The sequence below is a fragment of the Nonomuraea sp. NPDC026600 genome, from assembly GCF_040638335.1.
Classification (GTDB): Bacteria; Actinomycetota; Actinomycetes; order Streptosporangiales; family Streptosporangiaceae; genus Nonomuraea.
The window spans coordinates 45,639-63,509 of sequence record NZ_JBEZYD010000010.1 but is presented as its reverse complement, the minus strand read 5'-3'; the positions used below and the strand labels follow the sequence as shown (position 1 = coordinate 63,509).

Annotated in this window: 17 protein-coding genes; 10 read left to right on the top strand and 7 right to left on the bottom strand. The window is 69.8% G+C overall.

Annotated elements, in window-relative coordinates; translation table 11 throughout:
* Positions 1-11: 11 nt before the first annotated feature.
* The 4 genes from rpsD (at position 12) to AB0F17_RS23755 (ending at position 3,596) form a co-directional block, all read left to right on the top strand.
* Positions 12-638 carry a 30S ribosomal protein S4 gene (rpsD, locus tag AB0F17_RS23770; protein WP_358026362.1) on the top strand — a complete coding sequence of 209 codons (627 nt, stop codon included), beginning with the start codon at positions 12-14 and terminating at the stop codon, positions 636-638.
* 96 nt (positions 639-734) lie between these two features.
* Entirely contained in the window at positions 735-1,751 is a 1,017-nt protein-coding gene (locus AB0F17_RS23765) for a DNA-directed RNA polymerase subunit alpha (protein ID WP_358026359.1), read from the top strand.
* A 155-nt stretch (positions 1,752-1,906) separates the two neighbouring features.
* A complete protein-coding gene (gene rplQ, locus AB0F17_RS23760; RefSeq protein WP_358026356.1) occupies positions 1,907-2,455 on the top strand; it encodes a 50S ribosomal protein L17 in 549 nt (182 codons plus the stop codon).
* 97 nt (positions 2,456-2,552) lie between these two features.
* Positions 2,553-3,596, top strand: coding sequence for a tRNA pseudouridine(38-40) synthase TruA (locus AB0F17_RS23755; RefSeq protein WP_358027056.1), 1,044 nt, complete (start codon positions 2,553-2,555; stop codon positions 3,594-3,596).
* A gap of 18 nt (positions 3,597-3,614) precedes the next feature.
* Here the strand turns inward: AB0F17_RS23755 and AB0F17_RS23750 are convergent, their stop codons facing one another.
* The 3 genes from AB0F17_RS23750 to AB0F17_RS23740 form a co-directional block, all read right to left on the bottom strand.
* Positions 3,615-5,870 carry a hypothetical protein gene (locus tag AB0F17_RS23750; protein WP_358026353.1) on the bottom strand — a complete coding sequence of 752 codons (2,256 nt, stop codon included), beginning with the start codon at positions 5,868-5,870 and terminating at the stop codon, positions 3,615-3,617.
* 391 nt (positions 5,871-6,261) lie between these two features.
* Positions 6,262-7,191 carry a hypothetical protein gene (locus AB0F17_RS23745; protein WP_358026350.1) on the bottom strand — a complete coding sequence of 310 codons (930 nt, stop codon included), beginning with the start codon at positions 7,189-7,191 and terminating at the stop codon, positions 6,262-6,264.
* Positions 7,192-7,215: 24 nt separating this feature from the next.
* Positions 7,216-7,968, bottom strand: coding sequence for a CAP domain-containing protein (locus AB0F17_RS23740; protein ID WP_358026348.1), 753 nt, complete (start codon positions 7,966-7,968; stop codon positions 7,216-7,218).
* 319 nt (positions 7,969-8,287) lie between these two features.
* Here AB0F17_RS23740 and rplM point away from each other — a divergent pair, with 319 nt between their 5' ends.
* The 6 genes from rplM to AB0F17_RS23710 are packed head-to-tail and all read left to right on the top strand — an operon-like array spanning position 8,288 to position 14,416.
* Complete coding sequence (gene rplM / locus AB0F17_RS23735; protein WP_358026345.1) at positions 8,288-8,731, top strand: 50S ribosomal protein L13; 444 nt, start codon at positions 8,288-8,290, stop codon at positions 8,729-8,731.
* Positions 8,732-8,756: 25 nt separating this feature from the next.
* The gene (gene rpsI, locus AB0F17_RS23730; protein WP_214633200.1) at positions 8,757-9,278 is read left to right on the top strand and encodes a 30S ribosomal protein S9; all 522 of its coding nucleotides are present in this window, start codon (positions 8,757-8,759) and stop codon (positions 9,276-9,278) included.
* Between the two features lies 1 nt (position 9,279).
* Complete coding sequence (gene glmM, locus AB0F17_RS23725) at positions 9,280-10,626, top strand: phosphoglucosamine mutase (RefSeq protein ID WP_358026342.1); 1,347 nt, start codon at positions 9,280-9,282, stop codon at positions 10,624-10,626.
* A gap of 57 nt (positions 10,627-10,683) precedes the next feature.
* Positions 10,684-11,793, top strand: coding sequence for an ATP-grasp domain-containing protein (locus tag AB0F17_RS23720; RefSeq protein WP_358026339.1), 1,110 nt, complete (start codon positions 10,684-10,686; stop codon positions 11,791-11,793).
* Positions 11,790-12,893 carry a GNAT family N-acetyltransferase gene (locus AB0F17_RS23715; protein WP_358026337.1) on the top strand — a complete coding sequence of 368 codons (1,104 nt, stop codon included), beginning with the start codon at positions 11,790-11,792 and terminating at the stop codon, positions 12,891-12,893. The genes AB0F17_RS23720 and AB0F17_RS23715 overlap by 4 nt, the downstream gene beginning before the upstream one ends.
* 41 nt (positions 12,894-12,934) lie before the next feature.
* Positions 12,935-14,416, top strand: a complete 1,482-nt coding sequence (locus AB0F17_RS23710; protein ID WP_358026335.1) for a class I adenylate-forming enzyme family protein — start codon at positions 12,935-12,937, stop codon at positions 14,414-14,416.
* Here AB0F17_RS23710 and AB0F17_RS23705 read toward each other — a convergent pair.
* The 4 genes from AB0F17_RS23705 to AB0F17_RS23690 are packed head-to-tail and all read right to left on the bottom strand — an operon-like array spanning position 14,400 to position 17,805.
* Positions 14,400-15,116 (bottom strand): ABC transporter permease subunit, encoded by a 717-nt coding sequence (locus AB0F17_RS23705; protein ID WP_358026333.1) that lies wholly within the window; start codon positions 15,114-15,116, stop codon positions 14,400-14,402. The two genes, AB0F17_RS23710 and AB0F17_RS23705, sit on opposite strands and share 17 nt — an antisense overlap.
* 19 nt (positions 15,117-15,135) lie before the next feature.
* A complete protein-coding gene (locus tag AB0F17_RS23700; protein WP_358026330.1) occupies positions 15,136-16,050 on the bottom strand; it encodes an ABC transporter ATP-binding protein in 915 nt (304 codons plus the stop codon).
* Positions 16,047-16,904: an ABC transporter permease gene (locus tag AB0F17_RS23695; RefSeq protein ID WP_358026328.1), complete on the bottom strand. Its 858-nt coding sequence runs from the start codon at positions 16,902-16,904 to the stop codon at positions 16,047-16,049. The genes AB0F17_RS23700 and AB0F17_RS23695 overlap by 4 nt, the downstream gene beginning before the upstream one ends.
* On the bottom strand, positions 16,897-17,805 hold the full coding sequence (locus tag AB0F17_RS23690; protein ID WP_358026325.1) for an ABC transporter ATP-binding protein: 909 nt from the start codon (positions 17,803-17,805) through the stop codon (positions 16,897-16,899). Before AB0F17_RS23690 ends, AB0F17_RS23695 begins: the two co-directional genes overlap by 8 nt.
* Positions 17,806-17,871: the final 66 nt, after the last annotated feature.

Here is a 17,871-nt window from a genome sequence, read left to right as displayed (position 1 = left end):
GAATCTGAGAAATGGCTCGTTATACGGGTGCGGACTGCAAGCTCTGCCGCCGGGAGAAGACCAAGCTCTTCCTCAAGGGCAGCAAGTGCGAGTCCGCGAAGTGCCCCATCGAGATCCGTCCTTACCCTCCGGGTGAGCACGGCCGCGGACGTCCCAAGGAGTCCGAGTACCAGCTTCAGCTTCGTGAGAAGCAGAAGACCCGCCGCATTTACGGCGTCCTCGAGAAGCAGTTCCACAACTACTACGAGGAAGCCTCTCGCAAGAGCGGCAAGACCGGTGAGGCGCTGCTCCAGATCCTGGAGAGCCGTCTCGACAACGTGGTCTACCGCGCCGGGTTCGCCCAGTCGCGCGACGCCGCTCGCCAGCAGGTCCGTCACGGGCACTTCCTGGTCAACGGCAAGAAGGTCGACATCCCGTCGTACCGTGTGCGCGAGCACGACATCATCGAGGTCCGCGAGACCAAGCGCAACCTGCTGCCGTATGAGGTTGCTCGCGCCACCGCCGGCGACCGTTCGGTCCCGCCGTGGCTCGGCGTCGTGCCGGACAAGATCCGCGTCCTGATCCACCAGCTGCCGGTTCGCCAGCAGATCGACACCCAGGTTCAGGAACAGCTGATCGTCGAGTACTACTCGAAGTAAGCAGTAGTGGTTGAGGTGCGGTTCGCCGCGCCTCAACTAAGCTTTTATCGGAGTGGCGTCATATAGCGGGCGCCACACGAAAAGGGGAGAACCCGCATGCTGATCGCTCAGCGCCCGACTCTTCTCGAAGAGTCGATCGACGACACCCGATCCCGATTCGTCATCGAGCCGCTGGAGCCGGGTTTCGGCTACACCATCGGCAACTCGGTCCGCCGCACGCTGCTGTCGTCCATTCCGGGCGCGGCCGTGACGAGCATCCGGGTCGAGGGCGTGCTGCACGAGTTCTCGACCGTTCCCGGGGTCAAGGAAGACGTCACCGACATCATCCTCAACCTCAAGGAACTGGTCGTCTCGTCCGAGCACGACGAGCCGGTCGTGATGTACCTGCGCAAGCAGGGCCCGGGTGAGGTCACCGCCGCCGACATCGCGCCTCCGGCCGGTGTCGAGGTGCACAACCCCGAGCTGCGCATCGCCACGCTCAACGGCAAGGCGAAGCTGGAGATGGAGCTGACCGTCGAGCGCGGTCGCGGCTACGTCTCCGCCGCGCAGAACAAGCAGCCGGGTCAGGAGATCGGTCGCATTCCGATCGACTCGATCTACTCCCCGGTGCTCAAGGTCACCTACAAGGTCGAGGCGACCCGAGTCGAGCAGCGTACCGACTTCGACCGCCTGATCCTGGACGTCGAGACCAAGCCGGCCATGAAGCCCCGCGACGCGGTGGCCTCCGCCGGTAAGACCCTCGTCGAGCTCTTCGGCCTGGCCCGCGAGCTCAACGTCGAGGCCGAGGGCATCGACATCGGCCCGTCGCCGACCGACGCCGCCCTGGCCGCCGATCTGGCGCTGCCGATCGAGGAGCTGAACCTGACGGTTCGTTCCTACAACTGCCTCAAGCGCGAGGGCATCCACACCGTGGGTGAGCTCGTCGCCCGCAGTGAGCAGGACCTTCTCGATATAAGGAATTTCGGCGCCAAGTCGATCGAAGAAGTCAAGCAGAAGCTGCACGAGATGACGCTGGCGCTCAAGGACTCCCCGCCCGGGTTCGACCCGAGCGCGGTGGCGGGCGCCGGTTACGACGACGACGACAGCGCGTACGTCGAGACCGAGCAGTACTAAGCCATCGCGAGGGCTCTTCCTCGCGAACCCCCGCGCCGGACGGCTCAGCCGCCCGGCGCGGGCGACGGTAACGGGTCGCACAGAGAACGACTGCGACCCGGCCCGACTTCGGTACCTGGTACGGCCGGGGCGGGTTAACTCACAAGGAGAACGCAATGCCCAAGCCTCCCAAGGGTGCACGTCTTGGCGGCAGCCCGGCGCACGAGCGGCTGATCCTGGCCAACCTCGCCACGGACCTGTTCCGCCACGGCAAGATCCGCACCACGGTCGCCAAGGCCAAGCGCGTCCGTCCGCTGGCGGAGCGCCTGATCACCAAGGCGAAGAAGGGCGACATCCACAACCGTCGCCAGGTGCTGACGGTCGTCAAGGACAAGGGCGTCGTCCACCACCTCTTCACGGAGCTCGCGGTGACGTTCGCGGAGCGTCCGGGCGGCTACACCCGGATCACCAAGATCGGCGCCCGTAAGGGTGACAACGCTCCTATGGCGGTGATCGAGCTGGTGACCGAGCCCCTGAACCCGGTGCGCGTCTCGCGCTCGGAGGCCCCGGCCGCCGCTGCCGCTCCCGCCGTTGAGGCCGAGGCGCCGGCTGCCGTTGAGGAGCCCGCTGCCGAGACCGTCGCGTCGGACGAGGCCCCCGAGGCCCCCGCCGCGGAGGTCGCTGAGGCCGGCGAGGCCGGCGAGGCGAAGAAGGACGAGGCCTGATCCGTCAGGTCGGTTGAATCGGGCTCGGACCCCTCTTGTGGGGGTTCGGGCCCATTCGCGTTTCAGGTGGTCCGGGGAGAGTTGCGGGAGGGTGATCGTGGTACGGCTCCGCCTTGATCTCGGCTACGACGGGACGGATTTCTCCGGGTGGGCCAGGCAGCCGGGGCTGCGTACGGTCCAGGGGGAGATCGAGCAGGCGCTCGGCCGGATCCTGCGGCTGATCGAGCCGCCGGTGCTGACCGTCGCCGGGCGTACGGATGCCGGGGTGCACGCGCGCGGGCAGGTGGCGCACGTGGATCTCCCGGTGGAGGCGCTGTCCGCACTCGACCGCAACCACCGGAGATCCGCCGTCCGCGAACCCTCGGCGACCTTCCCGTCTGACGGCCCCCCGCCGACCGGCCCGGCGTCAGCCGACCCCGCGCCGACCGGCCCCGCGCCGACCGGCCCCGCGCCGACCGGCCTGGCGTCGGCTGGCTCGGCGTCGGCTGGCCCGGTGTCGGGGAGCGCCGTAGGGGTGCTGGACGTGGATGAGCGGCTCGCTACGCTTCTGCGGCGGCTGGCCGGGGTGCTGGGGTCGGATGTGCGGGTTCATCGGCTCTGCGTGGCTCCTGAGGGCTTTGACGCGCGTTTCTCCGCGCTGTCCCGCCGGTACGCGTACCGGGTGAGTGACGCACCCGGTGGGGTGGATCCGCTGCGGCGCCGGGAGGTGGTCTGGCACAACCGCCCGCTGGATCTCGACGCGCTGAACGCGGCGGCCGGACACCTGCTCGGTGAGCACGACTTCGCCGCCTTCTGCAAGAAGCGCGAGGGGGCGACCACGATCCGGCGGCTGCAACGGCTCGACTGGGTGCGGGAGGGCGACGGGGTGCTGGTCGCCACCGTGGTCGCCGACGCGTTCTGCCATTCGATGGTGCGATCGCTGGTCGGGTCCCTCCTGTCGGCGGCCGACGGGCGCCGGCCCATGGAGTGGCCGGGCCAGGTGCTGGCGCGGGCCGTGCGGGACTCCGGGGTGCACGTGGCGCCCGCGCACGGCCTGTGCCTGGAAGAGGTGAGCTACCCGCCGGACGCGGAACTCGCCGGGCGCGCTCTCGCGACCCGGCGGGTCCGCACGTTGGGCGACGTTCCGCCCGCCAACGACTGACCGACTGGCCGTAGCCGGTCAGTCGTTGGTGAGGCGGCGTTCCAGGACCTGTGAGGTCTGGTCGCGGAAGGCGCCGCTGACCTTGCCGAGTGTCTTCTCCTTGACGCCGGGCGTGTGGCCGTCGGCGTACGTGGCGTAGCTGAAGACGATGTACCGGCCCCAGACCAGGCCCGCCGCGTAGCCGCCGGCGATCTCCACTCGTTCGCCGCCCGTGCCCGCCGCCGAGGGGAGGCCGCGGAACCAGATGTTGCGGCCGAGGTTCTTGGCCTTGTCGGCGCTCATGGCGGCCTCTTTGGTCGGCAGCACGGCGATGCCCGTCGTCACGGCGTAGCGGCGCTTGGCGTCGACATAGGTCGCTCGTACGATCCGGCTGCACTTCTGGTCGCGCAGCGCGTCGGCGAAGGGACCGGAGGCGGCCTTCTCGCAGCTCGACGTCATGTCGGTCTTGACCTTGGAGAACACGGCGCCACCCGCTTCGATCTTCTTCTGCGGGAACGCCTCGGAGAGTGACATCTTGCGCGGGTCGGTCTCTTCGGAGTTGAGGACCGAGGTGGCCGGGACGACCGGGGTCGTGGTCGAGTCGGTGCTGACGATGGTCGGGGGAGCCGTCGCCGACGGCTCCTTGGCGACCGCCGTGGCGGCGGGCGGGGCCGGCGCGCTCACCGACTTGTAGGCGAAGAAGCCGCCTGTGGCGACGCCTGCCAGAGCCAGTACGCCCAGGGTGATGAAGAGCGCCTTCCGGCCCGCCGGCTTACCGGGCGGGCCGCTGGCGGGCGGTGGCGCCTGGAACGGCGACTGTTTGAACGGTCCTTGCCCGTAGGTGACGGGCAGGCCCTGCGGCGGTGTGGGGCGGTCCTGCGACCCCTGAGGCAGTGCCATCGGGACGGACAGGGCGGGAGTGGGTTTCTGGCCCCATACCTCGAAGGGGAGGTCGGGGACCCGGCTCTCCTGCTCGGGTCCGCCGTGGGGGAGCGGGGGCCAGACCGGGACATCGCTGGGCTCTACCGGGTGTCCGGCGGAGAGGGAGTTCGGGTCGAACGCGGACGGCCCCGGGCTCGCGTCGAAGGCATGCGCTCGGGCGTTGGGGTCGAACGCGCGCGCTGGGCTGGTGAGGGCGGAGGCGGCCGGAGTGGTCGCGTCGAACCCGGGCGCGGGCGTGTCGAAGTCAGGCGCGGTGGTGTTCGCGTCGAAGCCGGGTTGGGCCGTGTCCTTGGCGCCGAAGGGGCGGGCGGACGCGTCCCTCGCGTCGAAATGGTGGGGGGCGGTCAGGTTCGGGTCGGTCTGGAAGTCCTCGGCGTCCTCCGAGAGGTCGTCCTCTTCGAAGTCGGGTGCGGGCTCTCCGAATGCGGGGCCCCTGGTGGTGGGGCCGCCGTAGACGGAGCTCTTGGCGCCGGACGCGGGGGCGACAGGCGGGATGATGCCGCCCGGAAAGGTGGGGGCGTCGTCCGGTGGCTCGGCCGAACCCTCCGACAGGACGTTCCAGGGGGACGTCCGGTCCGCCGCGTCGTCGAGGTCCGGCTCCACGGCGAGCTCGCCCGTGGCGGCGGGCCAGGGCGGCATGGCGGGCGGGTCGGAGACGGGCGCGGGCCATACCTGCATGCCCGCGGCCGCGGCGGTGAAGGCCGGTGGCGGCTCCCACGTCGGCGCGCCGGGCACCACGGGATCGACCGCCCAGGTGGCGGGCTCCTCCGGGACGGGCGCGGGCCACGGGCCGCTCGACGGCGACCGCCGGGCGCCGGACTGGCCGGGTGCCGGGGGGTCGGGTTCCGGCTCCGCGGCCGACCACGAAGACTGGGCGCCGGAGGCCGGTGCGCCCGGTTCGGGTGCGGTGGACTGCCATGAAGCCTGGGCGCCGGGCTGCGACACGCCGGGCTGCGACGGCGGCTCGGCGCCCGGCTCCGGTGCGGCGGGCTGCCGTGGCTGTCCGGAGCCGGTGGCCTGGGGGCCGCCGGGAGGTCGCGGTGCGGGGGACGGGGTGCCGGGCTGGGCGCCGAGGTTGCGGGGCAGGCGGCCACGCATGGGGCGGGGCGGCCCCTGAGGGTCGGCGAACCAGTCGTACGGGGCGGCGTCGTCGCCGGCCACCTCCCACGGCTGCGCGCCGGGGAAGGCCGGCAGGCCGGGCAGGTCGGACTGGTCCTCGGCCTCGGCCGATGCCGGGTCCGCCGGGTGTGGTTCGAACGGTTGCCAGTCGGCCGACGCGTCGAAGGCCGATGCCCCGATCACCGTCTGCTCGGCATCCGGCGTACCCGGGAAGGCAGGCAGCCTCTCCGCCACGGGAGCAGGGCCGTACGGCGAATGGCCGCCCGGACGGGTTTCGGAGCCGTCGTCATCGGCACGGTCATAACTGGCATCGCTATAACCGGCGCTGTCAGAGCCGGAATCAGCACCCGTGCCCGGTTCGGACGGCGCCGGCGATGCTTGATTGGACCCGGGCGCCTCTTGGGACGCCCGTGACTCGGGATATTGAATGGGCTGGCCGAAGCTCGGCGGTGGCGTCGCCGGTGCGGCCGAGCCGTCGGATTCCCTACGATCGTTCTCAGACCCAGGTTCCTGGCCACGCATAAGGGGGAGCCTAGCGAGAGTCGCGAGATCGTTATGCCGGTATGGGCGTTCCCGACTGGATCAGCGATGCTATTTGAGTACTTATGAACGGGTTTAGGCGCGTTTATGCACCCGAGTGGCCGGTCAGCGTGCGGGCGTCGAGAGCCTTGAAGACGGTGGCCTTGGTGATGTCGTCGACCGCCTGGAAGAGCTTCTTCTGCCCCTTCTTGTCGGGCTTGCTGCCGTCCTTGTTCTGGAACCAGATCATGACGGCGTAGTGGCCGTACATCCAGATCTGGGTGCCGCCGCTGCCCGTGCCGAGGCTCTTGGTGAGCGAGTCCTTGCCGGTCAGCGGCTTGACGTAGTCGGTCTTGCTGCCGACCGACCGCACCTTGGTCGCGGCCTTGGTGGAGGTGAGGTTGGCCACGCCGACCGTGCCCATCACCTTGCCGGCCTTGTCGCGGAAGGTGGCGCGGATGATCTGCGTGCACTTGCCGGATTTGAGGGCCTTCTGGATCTTGCCGCCGGTGGCTCCGTCGGCGCACTTCTTGATCTTGCTGGTGGTCGTCATCGTGTACGAGCGGCCGGCGACGGTGACCTTCTTGGCCGGGAAGAGCTCCTTGACCGTGAGCGGGTCGGGGTCGGTCTTGCGCGCCTCCGCGTAGCTGTACTTGCCGGGAGGCGCCGACGGCAGCGGCGCGGAGGTGCGGCGGGCCGCCTCGGTCTGTGCCTGCTGGGAGTCGCCCGACTTGAACATCACCACGAGGCCCGCGACGAGCACGCCGAGCACCGCGAGGCCGCCGAGCGTGAACCAGAGCGGTCCACGCGAGCGTTTGCCCTCGTCATAGGGGCTCCAGGTCGTGCTGCGCCGCACCGGCTCGACAGCCGGCTCGGCCGCCACCGGCTCCTTGGCCTTGGCCTTGCGGGGAGAGCCGGCCGCCGCGACCGGCTCGAACGGGTTGCGGGTGCCGCCGGGTTCGGCCGCGTCACGGGCCCTGCGAGAACGGCGGGGGGTGCTCTCCGTGCTGGTGTCACGTTCGTCGGGAAAACCCATGCGGCGACATTACCGTGAAGGCGGTCATGAATAACCGAAGTCCTGGGTCCACCAAGGTCCGCCGGGACCGGCCACCACGCCGACGCCGATGGACTCGATGCGGCAGTTGAGGATGTTCTGGCGGTGGTCGGCGCTGTCGAGCCAGCCGCGGACCGCTTCTTCCGGCGAGGTGTAGCCGCGGCCGATGTTCTCGGCGGCGCCCATCCGGTATCCGGCGCGCTCCATCCGGTCCCACGGTGACGAGCCGTTGGGAGAGTCATGGGTGAAGCGGCCGCTCTCCGCCATCTCGATGGAGTGCGCGCGGGCCGAGCGGGTCAGCCTCGCGTCCGTCCGGAGCGGGCCGCAGCCGCGCTTGACCCTGGCGGCGTTGGTGAGGCTGACGACCTTGGCCGCCATCGCCGGCGACACCTCGACGGTCTGCTCGCCGAGCACCCGGGTGGGGTCCTCCGCGGTGTAGCCGGGCACCGTGTTCTTGTCCGGGCTCTTGGTGGGCCGCATGCTGGCCCTGCCGCGCGGGATCCCGGTGGTGGTCTCCCTGGCGATGCGCCCGGCGTACGGTTGCGCCTTCTTGGGCTTGGGTGTGGTCGTGACCTTGGCCGCGGCGGCGGGCGGGGCCGTCTCGTTGAGGTAGATGTGGCCGGCGGGCTCCGCCTCGTCGGTCATCCGCCCGATCAACACGCCCGTGAAGAGAACCGCCATGAGGCAGGCGAGCACCCCCAGATGGTTCCGGCGCCGTGCGCTCCGCTGGGTGTGCCGGGTGTGAGAGTTGTGCCCCATGCCATGGCCAACGATAGAGATGTCTGGTCCTGGGAAAGAAGGGATCCCAGGGAACCGAAATCGAACCGTTCTGTGTCAGGTAGACTCGACCTCGGGTTACCGGTCTTTTGACCAGCACCCTTAAGTGCGGGTAGCCTAATCAATCGTTGTGTGCATAGGTCCAGCGTGACCAATGCGCGGCGCGTCCGGCGTCATCTCCCATCATCAGCCCATCGGGCGGGGAGACGGAAGGTCCGGGCCGTCGTGTGCCCGCACCAACCGACCCTAGAGCTGTCACTTCCGACAGCGCCGAAGACGCGAGCATAAGAAGGCTACGACCGTGCGCACGTACTCACCGAAGCCCGCCGACGTCCAGCGTCAGTGGTACGTCATCGACGCGACCGATGTCGTGCTGGGCCGGCTGGCCAGCCACGTCGCGATCCTGCTCCGCGGCAAGCACAAGCCGATCTTCGCCAACCATGTCGACACCGGTGACTTCGTTGTCATCATCAACGCGGAGAAGATCGCGCTCACCGGCAACAAGCGTGAGCAGAAGAAGGCCTACCGTCACTCGGGTTACCCGGGCGGTCTGCGTTCCGTCAGTTATGGCGAGCTCATGGACAAGCGGCCGGACAAGGCCGTCGAGAAGGCCGTCAAGGGCATGCTGCCGAAGAACTCCCTCGGCCGGAAGATGGCCAAGAAGCTGAAGGTCTACGCGGGGTCCGAGCACCCGCACCAGGCCCAGCAGCCGGTGCCGTTCGAGATCACCCAGATCGCCCAGTAGTTTCCGAAAGATTTAGAGGAGAACCGTGGCTGAGCCCACCGGTGTCGAGACGGCCGTCGAGGCCGAGGTGGAAGGCTTCTCCGGCGAGGAGTTCCCTTCCGAGTACACCACCGAGTCCACCGCCAGCGCTGACGCTCCCGTGCGTAAGCCCGTCACCACGGGCAACTCGTACGGAACCGGCCGCCGGAAGGAGGCGATCGCCCGCGTGCGCATCGTCCCTGGCACCGGCAAGTGGACGATCAACGGTCGTTCGCTGGACGTCTACTTCCCCAACAAGGTCCACCAGCAGATCGTCAACGAGCCCTTCGTGGTGCTCGGCGCCGAAGAGGCGTTCGACGTCATCGCGCGCATCGACGGTGGCGGCGTGACCGGCCAGGCCGGCGCGCTCCGCATGGGCCTGTCCCGTGCGCTGACGGCCCTTGATGTCGAGGTCAACCGGGCGCCTCTGAAGAAGGCCGGCTTCCTCACCCGTGACGCCCGCGCCACGGAGCGGAAGAAGTACGGCCTCAAGAAGGCCCGCAAGGCTCCGCAGTACAGCAAGCGCTAAATTGGCGCGCCTTTTCGGCACCGACGGGGTTCGTGGGGTCGCTGGCCGCGATCTCACGGCGGAGCTCGCCATGGACCTTTCGGTCGCGGCGGCTCACGTCCTCGGCGATGCGGGCGCGTTCTCGGCCACAGGACGTCGTCCTGTGGCCGTCGTAGGCCGGGACCCGCGTGCCTCGGGGGAGTTCCTCGAGGCCGCCGTGGTCGCCGGCCTCGCGTCGTCCGGAGTGGATGTGCTGCGCCTCGGCGTGCTGCCCACCCCGGCCGTCGCCTACCTCACCGCCGCACTCGGCGCCGACATCGGCGTCATGCTGTCGGCCTCGCACAACCCCGCGCCGGACAACGGCATCAAGTTCCTGGCCCGCGGCGGCTTCAAGCTGTCCGACGCGGTCGAGGACGAGATCCAGCGACGGCTCGGCGAGGACTGGACCTTTCCCGTCGGCTCCGCCGTGGGCCGGGTCCGCGACGCGTACGGTGAAGCCGACCGTTACATCTCCCATGTGCTGACCACCGTCAGCGGCCGGCTCGACGGGCTGGACATCGTCGTCGACTGCGCTCACGGCGCGGCCCACATGGTCGCCCCCGAGGCGCTGGTGCGCTCCGGAGCCAGGGTGGAGGCGATCGGCGCGCGGCCCGACGGCCTCAACATCAACAACGGCTACGGCTCCACCTACCTGCCCAAGCTGCAGCAGGTCGTCGTCTCGCGCGGCGCCGACCTCGGCATCGCCTACGACGGCGACGCCGACCGCTGCCTGGCGGTCGACCACACCGGTGCGATCCTCGACGGTGACCAGATCATGGCGATCCTCGCGGCCGACATGCACGCCGAGGGCACGCTGTCCAAGGACACCGTGGTCACGACCGTCATGTCCAACCTGGGCTTCAAACTGGCCATGCGCGACGCCGGCATCCAGGTGGTGGAGACCGCGGTGGGCGACCGCTACGTGCTCGAACGCATGAAGTCCGGCGGCTACAACCTCGGTGGCGAGCAGTCGGGTCACGTCATCATGCTCGACCACGCCACCACCGGAGACGGTCTGCTCACCTCGCTGCACCTGCTCTCGGTCGTGGCCAGGTCGGGCAAGTCGCTGCACGAGCTGGCCACGGTGATGACGGCGCTGCCGCAGATCCTGATCAACGTCAAGGACGTGGACCGGGGCAAGGCGTCGGTGCCCGAGCTCACCGAGGCCGTGGCGCTGGCGGAGAAGGAGCTGGGTGAGACCGGCAGGGTGCTGATCAGGCCCAGCGGCACCGAGCCGATGATCCGCGTGATGGTCGAGGCCTCGTCCGAGGAGCACGCCTCCGAGGTCGCGGGCCGGCTGGCCGACGTGGTGCGGGCCGCCTGCGTCTGAGTCTTTTCCGGTGAGGGGCACGGCACCGCCGTGCCCCTCACGCGTATTCTGCGGCTGGTGAGCGTGACTGTGCTGATCACCGGTGGGCGGGCCCCTGTGGCGTTGGACCTGGCCAGGAAGTTCGCCAGGTCGGGCGCGCGGGTCGTGGTGGCCGAGAGCTCGCGGGCGCAGCTCTGCGCGCGGTCCGCGGCCGTGGCGGTGAGCCATCGGGTGCCGCCGCCCAACCGGGCCCCCGAGGCGTTCATCGACGCCCTGGCCGACATCGTCAAGCTGGAGGGCGTGCGGCTGGTCGTGCCCACCTGCGAGGAGATCTTCTGGGTCGCCCGGGGGCGGAAGCGGCTGCCCTGCGAGGTGCTGGCCGAGCCGCTCGGGACGCTGCGGGCGTTGCACAGCAAGTGGGAGTTCGTCCAGCTGGCGAAGGGGTTCGGGCTGCCGGTGCCGGAGACGGTGCTGGTGACGTCGCAGGACGACCTGGTGGGGATCCGACGCCCCTTCGTGCTAAAGCCGGTTTTTTCGCGCTTTGGTACGAAGGTGCAGGTGGTGCGGGGAAATATCGGGTTAAGGGTGGATGAGGGGCCCTGGGTGGCTCAGGAGTTGCTCGGTGGGGAGCAGATCTGCACGTACTCCGTGGCCGTCAAGGGCAGGGTGGTGGCTCATGCCGCCTACGCGGTGGAGTTCACGGCTTCCGGGGCTTGTGTCAGTTTTGAGCCGGTGGAGCATGCCGAGGTGGATGCCTGGGTGACGCGGTTCGTGGAGCGGGCCAACTTCAGCGGGCAGATCGCCTTCGACTTCATGGCCGGCGACCGGGTGCTGCCGATGGAGTGCAATCCGCGGGCCACCAGCGGGGTCCATCTGCTGGGCGAAGAGCTGGCCGGGGTGTTGCTCGGTGACCTGCCGGACGAGCCACTGCGGCCCGCGCCCGGCGCGCGGGCGATGATCGGGCTGGCGATGCTCGGCTTCGGGCTGGCCGGTGTGCGGTCCTGGCCGGAGTTGCGCCGGTGGGTGAGCGTGGTGTCGTCCGCTGACGACGTGATCGCGGTGAAGGGCGATCGGGGGCCGTTCGTGGCGCAGTTCGGGGTGCTGTGGGAGAACTGGATCCGCTCGCTGTGGACGCGGCGGTCGCTGATCGAGTGCTCGACGTACGACATCGAGTGGAACGGCCGGTGAAGGCCGAGCTGTACACGCGGGACGACCTCGGCGAGCTGCCCTGGCCCGAGACCGAGGACGGCGCCTACGCGCGGGACTACCTGGTGCCGCTGGTCGAGGGCGGGACCGAGGCGTTCGTCGGCAATGTGGCCACGACCTACGGGGTTCTGCTGGTGGACGGGCGCGTGGTGCTGCCGGTGTCGGTCAACGACGGCGAACAGGGGAACGCGTGGGTGTGCTCGCCGTACACGCACTATGTGACCTATGCCGGTGAGGAGCTGCGCGTGCTCCGAAGCGGGGTGCTGCGCGTGGTGCTGGCGGCGGCGCTGTCCGCGCTGGGGGCGCTGTGCCGGTGGACGGAGCTGGACCGGGTGGTGCTGGTCAACAACTGGCTGCTGTCCACGAACCTCTATCCGGCGATCGAGCCCGCCCATGAGCAGGCCGCCATCCGGTTCCTGCGCGAGCGGTTCCCCGGGCACGCCGTCGGGTTCTGCTCGGTGAACCGGCGGATCGACGGCTGTGTGATGGTGCCGGGGCGGCGGGTCTACCTGGTCCGGCCGGGGGAGCAGGGGGCCCGGCAGCGCAAGAAGTGGCGGCGTGATCTGCGGCTGATCGAGCGCCGGGGGTACGAGGTGGTGCGGCCGGGCGAGGATGACGCGGCTCGGGTGGTCGAGCTCTATAACCTGCTTTATCTGGATAAATACTCGCGGAACAATCCGCAGTTCACCGAGCGGTTCGTCCGCGAGACCATGCGGGCGGGGACGATCACCTACTGGGCGCTGGCCAGGGACGGGCGGATCTCCGGGGTGCTCGGCTACTTCCACCGTGACGGGACGCTGACCACGCCGATCTTCGGGTACGACACCGCGCTGCCGCAGCAGATCGGGCTGTACCGGATGCTGAGCGCGCTGGTCTATCAGATCGCGGTGGACGAGGGGCTCGCGGTCAACGACAGTGCTGGTGCGGGGGAGTTCAAGCGGCTGCGCGGCGGGGTGCCGGAGATCGAGTACCGGGCCGTGCACGTCGGGCATCTGCCGTGGCGGCGTCGTACGGGCTGGGTGGTGCTGGCCTGGCTGCTCAAGCGGGTGGCGGTGCCGGTCATGCGGCGTTACGAGCTTTGAGGGACAGGAGCTTTGAGGGATATGAGCTTTGAGGGAGTGGGATGGGGAGCGATCTGCTGGCTCAGGTGTTCGCCGCCTGTGAGCGTACGCCGGGGGCGACGGCGATCGTGGGGGCGCGGGGGCGGGAGCTGACGTTCGGCGGGCTGCGCGAGCGGGCGCTGCGCATCCGCGACCGGCTGGTGGCTGACGGGCTCGCGCGCGGGGACGGTGTGCTCTACGCCGTCGAGCCCTCGCCGGACGCGATCGCCGTGGCGCTGGGCGTGGTCGCCGCGGGCGGGGTGCTGGTGCTCGCCGATCCCGGCCTCGCGCCGGAGATCCTGCAGGCCCGGCTCCGGCTGGCCCGGCCGCGCTGGGTGGTGGCGGGGTCGCTGCTGTACGCCGTCACGTCGTTCGCGCCGCTGCGCGCCCTGGCCAGGCGCCGGGGCGTGCTCCTGCCCGGCCTCCGCGATCCGCTGCCCGAGCTGGATCTGCGCCACGCCTACACCGGCCGCTGGCTGCCCGGTGTGCCCAGGGACGCCGTACGGTTACGCGACCTGAACGGCCCACCGACCGGTGCGAGCCGGGGCGATGCGGACGATCCGGCGGCGGTGATCTTCACCTCCGGCACCACCGCGCACCCCAGGGCTGTCGTGCACACCCGGGCGTCCCTCGCCGCCGGGCTGGAGATCTTCAGGGACCGCTTCCCCGTCGAACCCGGCGACGTCGTCCACACCGACGGCCTGATGCTGGGCCTGCCCGCGCTCATCGGGGGCGCCACCTGGTCGATGCCCGGCCCGGACAAGCTGATCTTCGAGCGCCGGGTGACCCACCTGTACTGCGTGCCCGTCGAGCTGGCCGCCCTCGTCGAGCGGGTGGAACGGCTGCCGGAGAGCCTGCGCCACCTGCTGCTCGGCTCGGCTCCCGCGCCGCCGGCCGTACTGCGGAAGGCGATCGCCGCCGCGCCCGGCGCGGAGGTGCTGAGCATCTACGCGATGACGGAGGTGCTGCCGATCGCGCTGGCGAGCGCGGCGGAGAAGCTGGCCTGCACCGAGGGAGACCTGCTCGGCGCGCCGCTGCCGGGCGTCGGCGTGCGGTTCACCGAGGATCAGGAGCTGATCGTCAGCGGCTCGCACCTGGCGCGCGGCTACCTGGGCGAGCCGCCGCACGACGAGGTGGCCACCGGCGACCTGGTACGTCTGGACGGACAGGGCCGCCTCGTGCTACTCGGCCGGAAGAAGGACATGATCCTTCGCGACGGGTTCAACATCTACCCGAGCCTGTACGAACCGGCCATCGCGGCGCTGCCCGGCGTGGCCGACGCCGCCATCGTCGGCCTGGCCGATCCGGTCACCGGCGACGAGGAGGTCGTGCTGGCGCTGGTGCCCGGCGACGGCTTCCAGGAGGCGGCCGTACGCGCCCGGCTGCCCGCGCTGGTCGACGCGGGCGCGCTGCCCGACCGGATCGCGGTGCTCGCGGACTTCCCGCGATCCAGCAGGCGCAAGCTCGACCGGGCGGCGCTGCGTACGGCTATTCGTCGCCCGTGAGGGCGAAGACCCGCAGCCGCTGTCCCGCCCAGAACACCGCGCCCAGCGTCACGATGATCAGCGCCGGTATGGCGAAGCCAAGTGTCACGTTGGCCGTCAGGAACGGGTTGTCGGAGATCTGGACGGCGATCGTCTTGGCCCACTGCTGGATGGAGAACTTCTGCGCTCCCGGTACGACCGTGCCGACCAGCGTCTCCCACAGCAGCGCGTAGATGATCCCGATCGTGACCGCGTGGCGGGTGATGGTGCCGAGCAGCAGGAACACCGCGACGTAGGCGAAGCCCGCGACCAGCGCGCCGAGCGCGAAGCCCGCCGCGAGGCCGTCCTCGTTGCCCACCAGCAGCCACGCCGAGAAGTACGTCGGGACCGCCGCGAACACCGCCATCAGCGAGGCGGCCACCAGGAACTTCGTCTGCGCGATGACCGGCCGCGAGATCGGCTTGGACATCAGGTGGATGATCGTGCCGTCGTCGATCTCCGGGGCGATCACCCCGGTCCCCACGATGAGGCCGAGCAACGGGAGCATTATAGCGATGGCGAAATTGTCCATCAGCATCTTGGCCGAGCGCGGGTCGGCGGCCCCGAACACGCGCAGCAGGACGGCCAGCGCGATCAGCGCAAGCGGCAGCAGGAGCAGCAGAATGATCCTGCGCCTGCCCAGCAGCGCCCGGTAGGTAATACCCGCAACGACGGTATTCATTGGCGCTCTCGTGGGTTCATCAGGTACTCCGGTTGATCAGGTAGGCGAACACGCTCTCCAGGTCCTCGTCGGCGGGGGAGACCTGGTGCAGGCGGATGCCCTCGGTGCGGGCGACGCGTGGCAGCAGTCGCGCGAAGCGCCGGAACTCGGCCGCCTGGACCTCCAGCCCGTCGGGGCCGAGCGCGACGCCGCCCGCCGAGCTGTCGAGCATCAGGGCGGCGGCGAGTTTCCTGTCGTCGCTCGACCGGATCCTGAACAGGTGCGGCCGGTCGGTCATCAGCCGGCGGATCTCGCGGAAGTTGCCCGAGGCGGCGTGCCTGCCCGCGACCAGTACCTCGATCTGCTGGGCGACCCGCTCGACCTCCTCCAGGATGTGCGAGCTGAACAGGATCGTCTTGCCCGCCGTGCCCATCGAGCGGATCAGGTCCATCAGGTGCATCCGCTGGCGCGGGTCCATGCCGTTGAACGGCTCGTCGAGCAGCAGCACCGGCGGGTCGTGGACGAGCGCGGCGGCGACCTTCACCCGCTGGCGCATGCCCTTGGAGTAGGTCTCGACGCGACGGTCCTTGGGCTCCTCCATCTCGACCGTGGCCAGCGCCTTGCGCGCGGCCTCGACCGGATCGGGCAGGCCGTGCAGCCTGGCGGCGGACAGAACGAACTGCCAGCCGGTGAGGAACCCGTAGACACCCTCCCGTTCAGGAACCAGACCGATGTTCCGGTAGATGTGATGATTTTTCCAGATCCGCGTGCCGTCCATCGTCACCGTGCCACCCGAGGGGGCCAGGAACCCGGCCATCATGTGCAGCAGTGTCGACTTGCCCGCGCCGTTGGGGCCGAGCAGGCCGGTGACGCCGGGGCCGATCGTCATCGTGACGTCGTTGACCGCCACCACGTTGCCGTACCAGCGCGAGACCTGTGCGAGCTCGATGTTCATCGGGCGGCCGCCTTCCGGTAGCGCGCCGCGAGCGCCGCCAGTCCGATCGCGATGAGCACGATCACGATGATCGCCGGGAGGGGGCCCGGCGGGTAGCTGCCGTCGGGAATGTTGGGCGTGGTGCTGAACAGCCACACCTGCACGGCGTCGACCAGCCAGAACGGGTTGATCAGCCAGGCCCAGGCGGCACCCGACGAGTTGTTCGTCGACTCCAGCGTGGCGTACATGACCGGAGCTGAGGCCGAGGTCAGCAGGTAGACCGCGATGATGGAGGCGACGCCGAGGCCGCGCCTGGGCGTCAGCGCGGCGATGGCCAGGCCGAACGACGACAGCAGGAGCGAGACCAGCAGCGCCATGGCCATGGCCCCGAGGTATTCCTTGGTCTGCGGCGGCCCGTCGAGGTCGATGAGCAGCTCGCCCACGTAGATCAGTGTCAGCGGTACGGCGACCAGCAGGAACAGCGCCACGGTCATGGCGATGACCTTGGCGGTCACGTACTCGGCGATCGCGACCGGACGTGACAGATACAGCGGCAACACCCGGAAGCGCAGGTCGGGCGCGACGACCGTCGGCGCCTGCGCGGCCAGGAAGATGGCCACGACCGTCTGCATGTAGACCGCCAGGCCGCTGTAGGCCATGCCGCGCTGCTTCATCAGGGCCATCATCGCGATCGACACGATCGCCGGCAGCAGCATGATGAAGCCCAGGGCGAACGGCATGATCTTGCTGCGTGCCGTACGGCCGAGGCCGAAGACGCCGCGCAGGCTGTGGACGGTGAGGGCGCGCGTCGAATAGCCGCGGCCGAGTCGCGGACCGTCGTAGTGGCGGTAACCGATGTCATAGATCTCAGACATTCGCCGCCTCCTCCCTGAAGACGTCCTCGATGCGGTGGCGGCCCTGTTCCAGCCGGATCAGGCAGAGGTCGAGATCGACGGCCGCGTCGCGGATCGCGTCGAACGTCTCCGGACCCGTCACCTTGACCACCAGCAGGCGGCCGTGCTGGGTGGCGGTGTGGCCGAGCTCGGACAGCCGCTCGACGAGCGGCTGCGTGCCCTCCTCGACCTCGACCGTGACGGTCTGCGTGGCCTGGGTGAACTCGGCGATCGCGGACGAGCGCAGCAGCCGGCCCGCGTCGATGACGATCACGTGGTCGCAGATCCGCTCCAGCTCGCCGAGCAGGTGCGAGGTGACGAGCACGCTGATGCCGAAGTCGGTGCCGATGCGCCGGATCAGCGCCAGCATCTCGTCGCGGCCACGCGGATCGAGCCCGTTGGTCGGCTCGTCGAGGAAGATCAGTTTGGGGTCGTGCACGAGCGCCTGCGCCAGCTTGACGCGCTGCTTCATGCCGGTGGAGTAGCCGCCGATGGCGCGGTAGCGCTCCTCGGCCAGCCCCACGTGGCGCAGCACGTCGGCGGCGCGCTCTCGGGCGGCCGTGCGCGGCAGCCCGGACATCTGGGCGAGGTGGACGACCAGCTCGGTGGCGGACACGTCAGGGGGGAGGCAGTCGTGCTCGGGCATGTAGCCCACGAACCTGCGGATCTCGGCGCCCTGCGTGGTCACGTCGAGATCGAGCACGCGCGCGCCGCCCCCGGTCGGTGGCAGTAAGCCCAGCAGGATCTTGATCAGCGTCGACTTGCCCGCGCCGTTCGCCCCGACCAGGCCGGTGACGCCGGACCCGACGGTGACCGTCAGCTGGTCGATTGCCGTGACGGTCGGGAAGCGTTTGGTCAGCCCCTCGGTAGCGAGGATGTGCATGGTCCGGACCCTACCGGCCGGGGATGGGGCGTGGCCTCGTTCACACGGATGAACGATGTCCTACTT